At 35.0% G+C, this 14,943-nt stretch carries 12 protein-coding genes; 9 read left to right on the top strand and 3 right to left on the bottom strand.

Annotated elements, in window-relative coordinates:
- Window positions 1–167 precede the first annotated feature (167 nt).
- The 8 genes from IC610_RS07280 (at window position 168) to IC610_RS07245 (ending at window position 9,156) form a co-directional block, all read left to right on the top strand.
- Window positions 168–2,543 (top strand): GumC family protein, encoded by a 2,376-nt coding sequence (locus IC610_RS07280; RefSeq protein ID WP_191735898.1) that lies wholly within the window; start codon window positions 168–170, stop codon window positions 2,541–2,543.
- A 21-nt stretch (window positions 2,544–2,564) separates the two neighbouring features.
- Entirely contained in the window at window positions 2,565–3,656 is a 1,092-nt protein-coding gene (locus IC610_RS07275; RefSeq protein WP_191735896.1) for an EpsG family protein, read from the top strand.
- Entirely contained in the window at window positions 3,656–4,480 is an 825-nt protein-coding gene (locus tag IC610_RS07270; protein WP_191735894.1) for a glycosyltransferase family 2 protein, read from the top strand. Before IC610_RS07275 ends, IC610_RS07270 begins: the two co-directional genes overlap by 1 nt.
- Before the next feature lie 6 nt (window positions 4,481–4,486).
- Window positions 4,487–5,548, top strand: coding sequence for a glycosyltransferase (locus tag IC610_RS07265; RefSeq protein WP_191735892.1), 1,062 nt, complete (start codon window positions 4,487–4,489; stop codon window positions 5,546–5,548).
- Window positions 5,545–6,489 (top strand): sugar transferase, encoded by a 945-nt coding sequence (locus IC610_RS07260; protein ID WP_191735891.1) that lies wholly within the window; start codon window positions 5,545–5,547, stop codon window positions 6,487–6,489. The genes IC610_RS07265 and IC610_RS07260 overlap by 4 nt, the downstream gene beginning before the upstream one ends.
- Before the next feature lie 10 nt (window positions 6,490–6,499).
- A complete protein-coding gene (gene rfbC, locus IC610_RS07255) occupies window positions 6,500–7,045 on the top strand; it encodes a dTDP-4-dehydrorhamnose 3,5-epimerase (RefSeq protein ID WP_191735890.1) in 546 nt (181 codons plus the stop codon).
- Between the two features lie 105 nt (window positions 7,046–7,150).
- A complete protein-coding gene (gene rimO / locus IC610_RS07250; protein ID WP_191735889.1) occupies window positions 7,151–8,452 on the top strand; it encodes a 30S ribosomal protein S12 methylthiotransferase RimO in 1,302 nt (433 codons plus the stop codon).
- Window positions 8,453–8,772: 320 nt separating this feature from the next.
- Window positions 8,773–9,156, top strand: a complete 384-nt coding sequence (locus tag IC610_RS07245; RefSeq protein ID WP_056081742.1) for a septal ring lytic transglycosylase RlpA family protein — start codon at window positions 8,773–8,775, stop codon at window positions 9,154–9,156.
- 125 nt (window positions 9,157–9,281) lie between these two features.
- Here the strand turns inward: IC610_RS07245 and IC610_RS07240 are convergent, their stop codons facing one another.
- The 3 genes from IC610_RS07240 to IC610_RS07230 all read right to left on the bottom strand — a co-directional run bounded on the left by IC610_RS07240 (window position 9,282) and on the right by IC610_RS07230 (window position 13,581).
- Window positions 9,282–10,046, bottom strand: coding sequence for an exodeoxyribonuclease III (locus IC610_RS07240; RefSeq protein WP_191735888.1), 765 nt, complete (start codon window positions 10,044–10,046; stop codon window positions 9,282–9,284).
- A 192-nt stretch (window positions 10,047–10,238) separates the two neighbouring features.
- Window positions 10,239–11,783 (bottom strand): T9SS response regulator signal transducer PorX, encoded by a 1,545-nt coding sequence (gene porX, locus IC610_RS07235; RefSeq protein WP_191735887.1) that lies wholly within the window; start codon window positions 11,781–11,783, stop codon window positions 10,239–10,241.
- Window positions 11,784–11,931: 148 nt separating this feature from the next.
- A complete protein-coding gene (locus IC610_RS07230; protein WP_191735886.1) occupies window positions 11,932–13,581 on the bottom strand; it encodes a S41 family peptidase in 1,650 nt (549 codons plus the stop codon).
- A 123-nt stretch (window positions 13,582–13,704) separates the two neighbouring features.
- On the opposite strand from IC610_RS07230, the gene IC610_RS07225 reads away from it, so the two are divergent.
- The gene (locus IC610_RS07225; RefSeq protein WP_191735885.1) at window positions 13,705–14,922 is read left to right on the top strand and encodes an HD domain-containing protein; all 1,218 of its coding nucleotides are present in this window, start codon (window positions 13,705–13,707) and stop codon (window positions 14,920–14,922) included.
- Window positions 14,923–14,943 lie beyond the last annotated feature (21 nt).

Raw genomic sequence — 14,943 nt, 5'->3', positions numbered from 1 at the left:
ATTCTTTCTCAATTTATAAATTATGAATTTGATTTAAAACGTGGCTTAGTTCTGATGGAATTGCAAAAATATTCTAAAATGTTGCTCATAATACAATTCCGCCTGGACTCATTTTTATATTACCCTCAAAATCTCTATATTCGTTGACCTAAATAAATGGGGAAAATTTGAAGACTGAATTTAATAAAGAAGACTCTTTGCTGGAAATTATAAAACCGTACAAACGAAAATGGTATTGGTTCGCTGTCAGTATTTTGCTGATGATTTTATTAGCTCTTTTTTACATTAAAAAAACAGCTCCCGTCTACGAAGTTGTCACTAAAATTTTGATTAAAGATGCTAAAAAATCGGGTAATCCGGCAGATGCTATTCCAGGAATGGAGGGATTGGCTGGTTTATCCGGTTTTAACTCAAATACCGTTGAAAACGAAATGGAGGTTTTGGCTTCCAAAAAACTGCTGGGTCAGCTGGCTGAGGAATTGCCATTGCAGTGCCCTGTTTTCGTAGAAGGAGATTTTCACGATGTAGAACTTTACAAAGCAGAATCGCCGGTCAAAATTCAGGTGATCAATGAAAAACCTTTTTCAGAACTTCCAAAAAAACGGGTTGACATCAGCATCAAAGGAAATGAAATCACGCTGAATTCAGAGGAGTTTTCAGCTCCGTTAAAAACGCAGTTTAATAAAACGGTTAGTCTGCCTTACGCTAATCTGATGTTTCTGAAAAATGAATCATTCAATCCTGTTTTGGTAAAAAACCTGAATGTCAATCAGTTATATTTTACATACACAGATAAAGTCAGCTTAATTGATGGATTACAGGAACTTTTAAAAGTAAAACTGAGCAATAAAGATGCAACGGTAATCGATCTATCCGTGCAGCATCCCAATATTGCAAAAGCAAAAGATATTCTCAATACTCTGGTGGTACAGTACAACCTTGAAGCCATCGATGAAAAAAATACAGAATCTGAAAAGACGAAACAATTTATTGATGACCGTGTTACACTGATCTCCCGCGAGCTTGGTGATGTGGAAAAGCAGAAACAGGATTTCAAAACTGCAAATGATCTTGTCGATATCGGTGCGCAGGCCGGTTTGGAACTGCAGACCAATGCCGAAGCTGAAAAGAAAAAACTGGAGCTTTATACTCAGCTGGAAATTAATAATATGTATTCCGGATACATTAACAGCAAAGGTTTTAATGAAATACTTCCTACCAATAAGATTGGAGAAGATCAGGATTCTGAATCTTCAGGCAATATTTCTGCATACAATCAACTGGTTTTGCAGCGAAACAGACTTCTGGAAAACTCCACCTCAGAACATCCGATGGTGAAAACGCTGAACGACGAGATCAGGAAACAGAGAACCGCCATCAAAGAAAGTCTGGATAAAAACAGGTCCAGCATTCAGTCGATGATCAACAGTATTTCATCCTTGGAAGGTAAATCGAATACAGGGATGAGAAAAGTGCCCGCTCAGGAGCGTCTTTTCAGAAATATAGAAAGACAACAGCAGATTAAAGAAGAACTTTACCTTGTTTTGCTGAAAAAGCGAGAAGAAACAGCAATTATGCTTGCAATGTCTTCCAATAAAGCAAGAGTTTTAGACGTAGCCTATAAAAAGAAGAAGCCTGTCGCACCACGAAAAATGATTTCTTTAGGCACAGCTCTGTTATTAGGTTTCGGAATTCCCTTTTTAATTATTTTTCTCAGAAATTTTTTTAATACGAAAATTTCCGACAAGAAAAGTATCGAAAAATTTACCTCACTTCCTTTCGTGGCAGAAATTCCGCATCTTAAATCTCAAAAGAATAATCTAATTCAGCAGAATGACGTTTCGGAACTGGCTGAATCTTTCAGAATTCTGGCTACCAATATTAATCTTCAGTTGCCTTTAGACCAAAAAAATCATGTTATCCTCATCACTTCAAGTGTAAAAGGGGAAGGGAAAACTCTGGTTTCCATGAATCTCGCTTTGAGTTTGGCTAAAAAAGGCAGAAAGGTGTTGCTGATTGGTTCAGATATCAGAAATCCGCAATTGCAGAGGTATAGGCCGGAAATGAAATCTGCCAAAGGACTTACAGAGTTTCTGTACGGAACAGTTTCAGATATCAGGGAGATTATTCATCCGAGTCAGATGAATGAGCACTGTGATTTTATTTATTCCGGAATTATTCCGCCCAATCCCGTCGAACTTTTAGACAATGGTAGATATAAGATTTTAATTGATAACGCGAAGGAGTTGTACGATTATATTCTGATTGATTCTGCACCGTTGATGCCTGTTACGGATACCTACATCATCGCAAAACTTGCAGATGTGAGCCTTTACATTATGCGTTCAGAAAAAACGGAAAAGAGTTTTATAGAATATGCAGATCATGCAGCTGATGAAAACAAGCTCAATAAGGTAAATATCGTACTCAATGACGTGAAAGCTCAGAACTTCGGATACGGAAATCAGAAGGGTTATGGATATAATCATGATGTAGAAACCGGATTTTTTGGTGCAGTAAAATCGTGGTTCAGACGGTCATAATATTTTTGATTTTATAGTCTGATGGAGGAGTTTAAACTGAAATTTTACGCCATTTACCTTGTTTTTGCTGTTGTGGCGATTATTTTCTCCATGTATGTTGATATCAAAAAGAAACACTACAATTCGATTTCAACTGTTTTTGCGTTGGCATTGTTTTTTGTGGTTGCCCTTCTTTTTGGTCTGAGGAATCTGGATGTGGGTTCAGACACCGATATTGTTAGAGTACAGTTTGAATATCACGACAAAATAGATTTCGGTTTTCAGTTTGTATTTGATTTGCTCATTGTTGTGGTAAGCCAGTTTACAGATAATTACCATATTTTTCTGTTGGTGCTGAGTTTAATTTTTACAGGACTGATTTTTTCTTCAATTTTGGTATTGTCAAAAAGAACTGATTTGAATATATTTTTGGTTTCGTTCAGTTTTGTAAGCTTTTATTTCTTTGAGCAATTAGGCATCAACATTGTACGTCAGGGTGTTTCGCTGGTATTTTTTCTTTTGGCAGTAAGTCTGTATTTTAAGAATCCAACTAAATATAAGTACTGGATCATCCCCATAATTTTAGGGGTAGGTTTTCATATTACAACCATCATTGTTCTTTTTGTCTTCGGCCTCGTAGTCCTTTTTAAAAAGCTCAAAATAGCATATTATTATGCTTTATATTTTTTAGTTCTGATTATTTCTGCTGTTGGAGGAAGTGTTTTATCATTCGGGCCTTTGCTCAGTTACTTTTTTTTGGTAGACAGCCAGAGAGCAGATTTTTACATCAATAATGAGAATGGTCTGGGGTATGAAGTTGGTTTTAAAACTCAGTTTGCTATATTTAGCACATTATTCTTAGGTATTTTTACTTTTATTAACGCTAAAATATTATATTACGAAAACGAAAGCTACGAGATTTTGCTAAAATACTACATGGTCATGAGTTCGGTATTTTTTCTGATGTTTCAGATTCCGTTTTCAGACCGTTGGGGAATGATGTCCTGGATTACGATTCCGTTTTTGCTGGCACCTTTGTTCAGTATTAACAAAACGGCAAAGTTCAGTATGGGAACACTTGCGTTTCTGATCTTTCTTTTTGTTTTCTTTTCAATCTATTACAGTCCAAAATAATGGCAAAAGTTACAGTTGCAATACCCGTTTACAATGCAGAAAGGTTTTTGGAAAAAGCGATTACTTCGGTACTTGCACAGACTTTTCATGATTTTGAATTGTGGCTTGTAGATGATGGTTCCAAAGATTCTTCAATGGCAATTGCCCAAAAATATACGCATGATTCCAGAGTGAAAATTTTTGCTGATGGTGAAAACCTAGGTCTTGCAACACGTCTCAACAAAATTGCAAATGAAGTAAATACAGAATTTCTTTGCAGAATGGATAATGATGATATCATGCATCCTCAAAAACTTGAGAAACAGTTGGCTGTTTTTTCAAATCATCCCGAAATTGATGTCTTGTCGACCAATCTATATTCAATGGATGAAAACGAGAATGTTGTAGGGAAAAGATTTAATGTAGATAATAATTTTTTAGGAGATATAAGTCCTGTAATGCATCCCACCGTTATGGCAAAAACTTTATGGTTCAGAGATCATCCTTATGACAAAAATGCTGTGAGGGTAGATGATTCAGACCTTTGGATGCGCACAAAAAGTCAGTATGTTTTCAGAACGATGGGCGAACCGCTTTTTTTTTACAGAGAAATAGGAAACCAATATTACAAAAAGTATTTTCAGGGTTTTCCTGGAATTATTTACTTAATTAAAAAAAATCCTTTTTCCAGGGTTTATTTAAAATTTTGCTTTCGGTATTTTGTGGCAAGTTTTGTTTTTTTGTTGTACTATATTTTGGGAAAAGAATACGTTTTAATTGAAAAACGAAATAAGGTAAAACTCCCGAAGCTGCATTTTACCGAATACATTAATCCCAGAGAATAATTCTGAATGAGAATTCTACATGTCATCACTTTAGCCGAACTTGGCGGTGCACAATCGGTTGTCATCAACCTTACAGAAAGATCTGTACAGGATAACGATGAGGTCTTTGTAGCGTCTTCAGAGCATGGTGAAATGTGGGATGTGCTTCATGAGAAAGTTTATCAGATTAAAATTAAAAGTTTAAAACACTCATTAGGCTTAGCAGATTTTATTGTTTTAAAAGAGCTTTATTCAATTTATAAAAGTTTAAAACCAGATGTAGTTCATCTTCATTCCTCAAAAATCGGGATTTTAGGCAGATTGGTTTTTCCTTCATCAAAAATTATCTATACTATTCACGGTTTCGATTCGATCAGAGTCCGCTACAGAAAGTTTCTGCCTTTGGAGAAAATATTAAAATCGAGATGCAGGGCAATAGTAGGAGTGAGTAATTACGATCTTGAAAATCTGAAGTCGGAAGGAATTGTAAATAATATTCACAAAATTCAAAACGGAATAAAAGATTTTGCTCATGATAATGATGATACACACGAAGATTTATTTGCAGATTTCAGACAAAGTGAGGATACAAAAGTAATATTAAGCATTGCTAGACTGGCACCTCCAAAAAGATTTGATATCTTCTGTCAGCTTGCTGATAAATTTTTGGATCAAGATGTGATTTTTGCTTGGATCGGCAATAAGACTCCAGAAAAAAATATTCCGAAAAATGTAATTCTTTTTGGTGAGAAAAAAGATGCATTCAGGCATTACAGAAATGCAGATATTGCTGTGTTATTTTCTAATTATGAGGGACTTCCAATGTCACTGATAGAAGCATTGTGTTTTTCAAAACCCATCGTTGCATCAGATGTGGGCGGCATTTCTGAACTGATTGACGGAAACGGAGCAGTTGCCGCGAATGATGATTTGCACAAAATGCAAAAAACCATTACTTTTATGCTGAATAATCAAAATATTTATGACAAATTTGCAGAACAGTCAAGAAATATATTTGAAGACAAGTTTAATGTAGATGTAATGTATAATAAATATAAAGAATTGTATTCTGTTATAGCAAAAAAATGAAAGTTTCTAAGTTAACCAACTTTCCAAAAAGATATCTTATAGTAAACGTCAGCGACATTTCTTACAAAATCATGAAAGAAACAGATTTTCTGAAGGACAATAAGGTGATTTTTTTTGATACCAATGTTGAAACCAGAAGCATTTCAGATTATATCGTTAAACTAAAAATCAAAAATGTGATTATTGACACCACAAACGTTAATCATATCTCCGAAAAAGTGACCAACGAAATCATCGAATCTAAAATAAAAGGAGTAAAGATTTATGATGCACAAAATTTCTATGAAGTTGTTAGCAAACGGATTCCATTAGTTAAATTTTCTTCGAATGAATATCTTGCAGATAATGTTTTCACTATCGGTTTAGACGAAGAAGATATTTTCTTCAAGCGTATTTTCGACGTCGTTGTCAGTCTGCTTTTATTGCCAGTAACTTTGCCGTTTATAGCGTTTGGTGCTTTATTGATTTTTGTAAATTCTCCCGGAAATGTTATCTTTTCTCAGGTGCGTGTAGGTAAAAATTCTGTTCCGTTTAAGATTTTTAAGCTGAGAACAATGACCAACTTTCACAACGGTACTTTCACCACAAAAAATGATCATCGTCTTTTAAAAGTAGGAAAATTTCTCAGAAAAACTAAAATAGACGAGCTTCCACAAATATTTAATGTACTCAACGGTTCCATGAGTTTGATTGGCCCCAGACCGGAAAGAGAAAAGTTTGTCACAGAATCTATAAAGGACAATGCTTATTTTGACCTTAGACATCTTGTAAAACCGGGAATCAGCGGTTGGGCACAGGTGCATTTACCAAAAGCAACACCAAAGGAAAATCTCAAAAAACTTGAATACGATCTCTACTACATCAAAAATTACAATTTAAAATTAGATTTTTTAATATTTTTTAAAACCATAAAAGTTGTTTTTACACTAAACAGCCATTAAATTAAACATAATGAAGATAAAAGAAACGCCTCTTAAAGATTGTTATATTATTGAACCCACCATTTTTGAAGATGACCGCGGTTATTTTTTTGAAAAATATAATGAGGCTAAATTTGAAGAGCTTACAGGAATGAACGGACATTTTGTACAGGACAATATTTCCAAGTCTTCTTACGGAGTCTTAAGAGGTCTGCATCTGCAGAAAGGCGAGCACGCACAGGCAAAACTGGTTTCCTGCCTTGAAGGAAAAGTCTGGGATGTTGCAGTGGATTTGAGAGAAGACTCGCCATCTTTCGGGAAATGGTTCGGAATTGAGCTTACGGCAGAAAATAAATTACAGTTATATGTTCCGAGAGGTTTTGGTCATGGGTTTTCTGTTTTGAGTGAAACAGCAGTTTTCTCATACAAATGCGATAATTTTTACAGTAAAGAATCGGAAGGAGCCGTAAAATTCGACGATCCGGAACTCGATATCGACTGGAAAATTTCTACTGAAGAAGCTGTGCTTTCTGAGAAAGACAAAACTGCACCGTTATTCAGCGAAAAAAATTATTAACTATTATTTTTATAAAATATTCAAAACCATCTTTTTAAGGTGGTTTTCTTTTTATGGCTGGGGCTTTTTATAATTTTGTATCTTTGCACCCTGAAAAATAGAAAGATGCGTACAAAATCAACAGGTAAGAAAAAAATCAATGTAGTAACTCTCGGGTGTTCCAAGAATGTTTATGATTCAGAAGTTCTGATGAGTCAGCTTAAGGCAAACGGAAAGGAAGTGGTACATGAAGACCGTGGAGACATTGTGGTAATCAACACTTGTGGTTTTATTGATAATGCTAAAGAAGAATCCATCAACACGATTTTAGACTATGTTGAAGCTAAAAACCGTGGCGAAGTAGAAAAAGTTTTTGTTACAGGTTGCCTTTCAGAAAGATATAAGCCGGATCTGATCAGAGAAATTCCTGATGTTGACCAGTATTTCGGGACAAGAGATCTTCCGATTTTATTAAAGCATTTGGGAGCTGATTACAAGCATGAGCTGGTAGGAGAAAGATTAACAACAACGCCAAAACATTATGCATATCTTAAAATTTCAGAAGGTTGCGACAGACCTTGTTCGTTTTGTGCAATTCCGTTGATGAGAGGTGGACACCTTTCGACACCGATTGAAAAACTGGTTTTGGAAGCTTCAAAATTAGCCAAAAAAGGTACGAAAGAATTAATCCTTATCGCTCAGGATCTTACTTACTACGGTTTAGATATTTACAAAAAGAGAGCTTTAGGCGAACTTCTAAAAGAGCTCGTGAAAGTAGAAGGAATCGAATGGATCAGACTTCACTATGCATTTCCAAGCGGTTTTCCAGAAGATGTTTTGGATATCATCAGAGAAGAACCTAAAGTTTGTAATTACATCGATATTCCTTTACAGCACATCAATTCAGAGCTTTTGAAATCGATGAAAAGAGGGACAAGCCACGAAAAAACCAATGCACTTTTAGACAAATTCAGAGAAAAAGTGCCGGATATGGCGATCAGAACTACCTTAATCGTAGGTTATCCGGGAGAAACTGAAGAAATTTTTCAGGAATTAAAATCTTGGGTTCGTGAGCAGAGATTCGACCGTTTAGGATGTTTCACTTATTCTCATGAAGAAAATACAGGAGCTTATGTTTTGGAAGATGATATTCCGCAGGAAGTAAAGGAGGCGAGAGTAGAAGAAATTATGGAACTTCAGTCGCAGATTTCATGGGAGAAAAATCAGGAGAAAATAGGTATGACTTTCAAATGTGTATTTGACCGTAAGGAAGGAAATTATTTCGTTGGAAGAACAGAATTTGACTCTCCGGATGTAGATAATACCGTTCTGGTTTCTGCAGAAAACACATACATTTCAATCGGGGATTTTGCTCAGGTAAAAATTACTTCAGCTGAAGAATTTGACCTTTATGGAGATTTAGTTTAGAATTAAATTAAAATTTATTATACAAAACCAATGCTTTTCAGTATTGGTTTTTTTACGGTCAAAAAAGCTTAAAACACTGATTAATAATCATATTTTTCGCTAGTATTAAAGATTATTGTCGATACTCAGTTAATTAAATTAACATTTATAACGTAATTTTAACTCAATTTAACAATCTAGCTCCGAACGTTCTCAAGAGTTGATTTTTGACCTGATTTAACTTTTCATTTTAGATTCTTTAACAGTTGTTAACAAAAAAAATAGGTCACTTTATTTCAGCACTCTATTTTTGCCAAGTCATTAACCCAAAAAATTTCAAAATGATGAAAAGATTTATTCTTGTAATCATAATGATGATTTCTGCTCTCGGTGTTTATTCTTTTACGGAAAATACTGCAGATGCAAAGAAAACAAGTTATGCGTCGTATTACCACGATAAATTTAACGGTAAAAAAACAGCAAGCGGAGAAGTATTTGATAACAGCAAATTAACCGCAGCAAACAGAACGCTTCCGTTCGGAACTTTGGTAAAAGTAACCAATCTGAACAACGGAGAAGAAGTAATTGTAAAGATCAACGACAGAGGTCCTTATCATTCTTCAAGAGCATTAGACCTTTCTAAAGCAGCGTTTGATGAAATCGGAAATCTTGCCAGCGGCAGAATTCCAATTGAATATGAAGTTGTAGAAGTCGAAGAAGAATAGACTCATAAAAAAAGGTAAAGCCAGCTGACTCAGCTGGCTTTTTTTATTGAATGGTCTGTGAGACATGTTTAATTATCTAAGATCTAAACCTTGAATATTAAATTTTAAACCTTGAATCTTAAATCTTAAATATTGAATTCTAACAGCGCAGGGCAGTGATCAGAATGCACAGCTTCCTTTAAAATCACGGCTCTGGTAAGTTTGTCTTTCATCGGATATGAAGCAAAATTATAATCTAATCTCCAACCTTTGTTATTGGCTCTTGCGTTCTGTCGATAGCTCCACCACGTATAATTGTCGGGCTCACTGTTAAATTGCCTGAAACTGTCAATCAGTTCGCACTCGTTAATAAAATCCGTCATCCACTCTCTTTCCATCGGCAGAAAGCCGGAAGTGTTCTTCAGACCTACCGGATTATGAATATCAATCGCGTGATGACAGATATTAAAATCACCTGAAATAATGAGGTTAGGAATAGTTTTACGAAGCTCTTTGATATAAGCCAAAAAATCGTGACAAAACTGCATTTTAAATTCAAGCCTTTCAATATTTGAAGCGGAAGGAACATAAACTGAAATCACAGAAAAATCTTCGAAATCGGCTCTTATCACTCTGCCTTCATTGTCATAGCTTTCAATTCCGCAACCATATTCTACATGTTTCGGTTGAGTTTTAGATGCGATTCCCACGCCGCTGTAACCTTTTTTCTGCGCTGAATGCCAGAAGCTTTTATAGCCAATCTTTTCAAGGCTTTCAATATCAATCTGATCGTTTCCGGCTTTGCTTTCCTGAATACAGACGATATCCGGATCAGCTGTTTTCAGCCAGCCTAAAAAATCCTTTGTAAATGCGGCTCTGATGCCGTTGACGTTGTATGTAATTAATCTCAAAATTTTTCTTTTTCCAAAAATACAAAAGGAAAACGATTTTGCCTTTCAGCATCCACAAAAAAAGTCGGGGCGGAAAAATTTTATTTTCCACCCCGACCTGAATATTTTTAATTATTAAATTTTCTAAACTCAAGTAAAATCTGCGCAAGATTATAAGCCAAAGGCAATCGGCCGAAAGCCAGCAGTAATACGCTATTTCGGCTCCAGAATACTAATCGGAATAATACATTCCTCCAGAGAAATTCCTCCGTGCTGATATGTTTCTTTGTAATAATTTACAAAGTGATTGTAATTTTTAGGATATGCTAAAAATATATTATTCTTCGCGAAAATATATTTCGAACTTAAATTTCCTTTAGGTAAAAACAGTTTTTCAGGATTCGTAACTGCCCAGACATCACTGTTTTCATAGGTTAGGCTCTTTCCGGTTTTGTATCTGATGTTGGTTGACGTTTCTCTGTCGCCCACAACTCTGCTTGGTTTTTTCACATAAACCGTTCCGTGATCTGTTGTAATCACCAATTTAAACCCACTTTCGGCTGCCAGTTTGATGATTTTAATTAAAGATGAATTTTCAAACCAGTTGTACGTTAAAGATCTGAAAGTTTTGTCATCTCTGATTAACTGATCCACAATATGATTGTCGGTTTTTGCATGTGATAGAATATCAATGAAGTTGTACACAATCACCAATAGATCATTGTTTTTATGCTGATTAAAATCTTCATAGATTTTCTTTTCAAAATCGGCATTCAAAATCTTCAGGTATTTCATTGATTTTGAACTCAAACCAATTCTCTTCATTTGATCTTCCAGAAATTCTCTTTCGTGCTCGTTTTTATTACCGTCTTCATTATCATTAAACCATTTATCCGGGAATCTTTTCTCAATTTCCGAAGGCATTAATCCTGCAAAAAATGAATTTCTCGCATACTGAGTCGCTGTCGGTAAAATGCTGTAGTAATAGTCTTCCGAAACTTTATTGTAGAATTTAGTAAAAAGAGGTTCAATTACTTTCCATTGGTCATATCTCAAATTGTCAACCATCAGAAGAAGTACTTTTTCTTTTTCAACCTCAGGTTTCACTTTTTCTTTAAATAAAGTGTGGCTCATCATCGGTTTTTCGGTGTCGTTCAACCAGTCTTCGTAATTATTTTCGATAAATTTCGCAAACTGTATGTTGGCTTCTTCTTTTTGAGACTGTAGCAAATCAGCAAATTCGTTGTCGGCAACTTTATCAAATTTCAGTTCCCAGTTCACGATTTTCTTATAGTATTCCGCCCAGTCCTGATACGTTCTCAGGTAAGAAAGTTCCAGCGAAAGATTTCTGAATTCCTGCTGATACTGTAAAATCGTTTTTTGCTCTACCAAATTATCCTCCTGAAGGTTTTTCTTCAGAGAAAGCAAAATCTGATTCGGATTTACAGGTTTCAGAATATAATCTGCAATCTGCGATCCGATGGCTTCTTCCATGATGTGTTCTTCCTCACTTTTGGTTACCATTACGATTTTCAGACTGCTGTCTTTCAGCTTGATCATAGGAATTGCTTCCAGACCGGAAATTCCCGGCATGTTTTCGTCAATAAGCGTTAGCGCAAATTTCTCTGAATCCATCAGCTCCAAAGCCTCATTCACATTGTTTACAGGCGTCACCTGGTAGCCTTTTTTTTCTAAAAATACGATATGAGGTTTGAGTAAATCTATTTCATCATCGATCCATAATATTTTATCTGACATATATTAAATTCAAAGTTTATAATTGAGAGTTCAAAGTTTTTGAACTGTGGTATCAGTCCCAAAATTACGCCAAAACATCCTTAAGAATTGCATAAAGTTATCACAATTTCTTATAAAATGAGTACAGCGGAAAATACCAGTTTTCAGTTTATTTTCCGGTCTCAATAAATTCTAAAGCCCTTTCCAGAACTTCATCTTTATCATTTTTAATACCTTCACCTGTTGGTTTTATAATAATGTCAGGAACAATACCGATTCTCTGAGTTTCTGTTCCGTCCGGATAAAAAGTGCCCAGGCAGGAAAAACGAGTTGGGTTTCCAAGAATTTCAAAGTCATTTATATTACCGTCTGCACCGGAAGTTTGCGATCCTATAATGGTTGTGTTTTCTAAAGCATCAAGAATCATTGCTGTGTATTCTGCGTGACTTTGTGTGATTTCATTCACTAAAACGACAATTTTTCCTTTGTAAGATGAATTGTTGTTATGTCCATACTTTTCAGTCTGCATATAATCATATTTTCCCGGATAATTAAAGTTGGCAGAGGTAAATGATACTGCATCTAATCTTTTAGTAAATAAATAGGATGATATTTTGGGTATTGTACCCTTAGGATAATTTCTAATGTCAAAAATAATGGCTTTGCTGTCTTTAATTTCTGCAAACATTTTTTCTACATTGTCTTTTTCAAGAATTCCCATATCAACATAAGCTGTTTGGTCAGAAAGCATTTTCCACTCCTGTTTATTTTTGTTTTGAGAAAAACGGATATCGTTAAAAGGATATGTTTTTTCATCAAGATCAATTGTTTTACCGTCTCTTAAAATCTGTACGTTCAGACTTTCATCATTGCTTCTGGTAGGAATTTTATAATAAACAAAATTCCGCTCTTTTACAGATGTGTTGGATGCAGGTAAATATTTTTTCGACTGATTAAATAGCTCTGAAACTTTTTGATTATTGATTTTTAAAATAATATCGTTTTTCTTTAGCTGTGTCTGCGAATGAAAATCACGGGCAATTTCAACAATAATCAGTTGTCCGTCAATAAATTTATAATGAACCGGCAACATTTTCAATCCGAAAAAAGAGTTGGTTTCCTTGCTTGAAAAATAAGAATGACTGTCATCTGTTTTTGTTACAAGTTCTAAGACATTTAAGTGTAATTCCTGCGTGTTTTTTACTGATGAAAATTTTGGAATCATTTCCGTTAAAACATCACTCCATTTCTGGTCGGTTTGATATTTATAAGGAAAAAAATATTCTACAAAATTCCAGTATCTGAAAAGTTCAAGTAAGGTGTTTCCCTTGGATATAAATTCTGGATTCGAAGTATTTTCATTCTTATAATTTGCCACCGAACTTCTGCCAACTGTGATGTAGTGGTTATCTCCCTGGTTTCTGTTTTCCTCGATAAAATTTAACTTTTCTATAACTTTTTGGTCGAAAATCCAGGTGTCATCTGTCCAGCTTAAATCAAAATTTTTCAGGAAATATTTCTTATCATCTTTTTTGCTGCATTTTTTACAGACATCCACTTTTCCCAGGCTGTCAATCCAGTCTGAAATCATTTTGTTGAATTGAGCTTTGTCACCTGCTTTTTCAGCTGCGTTGATCTTTTCGATCAGTTCATTATCCCAGTCAAAACTGCCTTTAGCCACTTCAGGATGATAATATTTCAAAAATCCCCAGACTTTCGCCAAAGCTTCCAGTTTTTGAGTTTCTGAGAGTTTTTCCTGAGCAAAATTTTGTTGAGTTCCTGCGAAAACAAGCACGAGAAGAAGTAAAAATCTTTTCATTACAATTAATAGTTTTTTAATTCCTCAAAAGTAGATTTACATTTTCAAAAGTTTTTCCCAATTAAAATTAAAAATCTGTTAAACTAAATTTATCTAATTTTGTAGCATTAATCATCTTTCTAAATGAACATCAACAAGCTCAAAATCATCAACGATCCCGTTCACGGTTTTATAAAAATTCCCCACGAAATTCTTTTTGATGTTATAGAACATCCTTATTTTCAGAGATTGAGACGAATCGGGCAGACGGGACTTTTGAATTTAATATTTCCGGGAGCTACACACACAAGATTTCATCATGCTTTAGGTGCAATGCATCTGATGTTTACTGCCTTGGAAACTTTAAAGCAAAAAGGAATTTCTATTTCAGTTGAAGAAGAAAAAGCCGCAATGCTGGCGATTTTAATGCATGACGTGGGTCACGGCCCGTTTTCACACGCTTTGGAAAGTATGCTGATGGACGACTGGCATCACGAAAATCTTTCATTACTGCTGATGAACCGTTTAAATGATGAGTTTAAAGGTGAATTAACGCTTGCTTTGGAAATGTTTCAGGGAAAATACCACAGAAAGTTTTTCAATCAGCTCATCAGCTCGCAACTGGATGTCGACCGTTTGGATTATCTCAAAAGAGACAGCTTTTTCACAGGAGTTTCTGAAGGTAACATCAATGCAGAAAGAATTGTTTCGATGATGAATGTTTGTGAAGAAGGCGAATTGGTTATCGACGCAAAAGGGATTTACTCAATAGAAAATTTTCTTACCGCAAGAATGTTTATGTATTGGCAAGTGTACTATCACAAAACTTCCGCACTGGCAGAATTTCTCCTGGTGAAAATTCTTGAAAGAGCTAAATTTCTCGTTTCTCAGGGTGTTGATCTTCCTGCAACAGAAAATTTGAGGTATTTTCTTTACCGTGAAAATAACGAAGCAACGGATGAAGATATTTTCAGATTCACACAATTGGATGATAATGATATTATTCAGGCGATGAAAATCTGGCGAAATTCTGATGATTTTATCCTGAGCTATTTTTGTAAATGTGTAATTGAACGGAATTTACCGAAAACCATTATTTCTTCTCAGCCATTTGATGCTAAGTTTATTAATGAAAAAATAAAAACTACCAACGATTTTTTCGGAATTAACAACGGTAATCTTCTCGTGCATGAGATTAAAAGAAAACTTCTGCCTTACGACAGCGAGAAGCAGCCCATCTATCTTTTACAGAAAAACGGAAAAAAAATCCGTTTAGACCAATCGCAGGATCAGCTGTTGTCTGGCCTGTTAATAACTAAAACACAGCGTTTTATATTAACGTTTCCGCGTGAGATTTCGTGATTAAAATCTTAAATATTATTA

The organism is Chryseobacterium caseinilyticum (genome assembly GCF_014837145.1).
GTDB classification, from domain to species: domain Bacteria; phylum Bacteroidota; class Bacteroidia; order Flavobacteriales; family Weeksellaceae; genus Chryseobacterium; species Chryseobacterium caseinilyticum.
This window is presented reverse-complemented; position numbering and strand designations above follow the sequence as displayed.

What these genes read in the sequence shown, in the direction of transcription:
- IC610_RS07230 (WP_191735886.1), bottom strand. Translation starts at nt 13,581, where the DNA reads ATGAAAAGATTTTTACTTCTTCTCGTGCTTGTTTTCGCAGGAACTCAA.
- IC610_RS07275 (WP_191735896.1), top strand. Translation starts at nt 2,565, where the DNA reads ATGGAGGAGTTTAAACTGAAATTTTACGCCATTTACCTTGTTTTTGCT.
- porX (WP_191735887.1), bottom strand. Translation starts at nt 11,783, where the DNA reads ATGTCAGATAAAATATTATGGATCGATGATGAAATAGATTTACTCAAA.
- IC610_RS07245 (WP_056081742.1), top strand. Translation starts at nt 8,773, where the DNA reads ATGATGAAAAGATTTATTCTTGTAATCATAATGATGATTTCTGCTCTC.
- IC610_RS07225 (WP_191735885.1), top strand. Translation starts at nt 13,705, where the DNA reads ATGAACATCAACAAGCTCAAAATCATCAACGATCCCGTTCACGGTTTT.
- IC610_RS07265 (WP_191735892.1), top strand. Translation starts at nt 4,487, where the DNA reads ATGAGAATTCTACATGTCATCACTTTAGCCGAACTTGGCGGTGCACAA.
- rfbC (WP_191735890.1), top strand. Translation starts at nt 6,500, where the DNA reads ATGAAGATAAAAGAAACGCCTCTTAAAGATTGTTATATTATTGAACCC.
- IC610_RS07270 (WP_191735894.1), top strand. Translation starts at nt 3,656, where the DNA reads ATGGCAAAAGTTACAGTTGCAATACCCGTTTACAATGCAGAAAGGTTT.
- IC610_RS07260 (WP_191735891.1), top strand. Translation starts at nt 5,545, where the DNA reads ATGAAAGTTTCTAAGTTAACCAACTTTCCAAAAAGATATCTTATAGTA.
- rimO (WP_191735889.1), top strand. Translation starts at nt 7,151, where the DNA reads ATGCGTACAAAATCAACAGGTAAGAAAAAAATCAATGTAGTAACTCTC.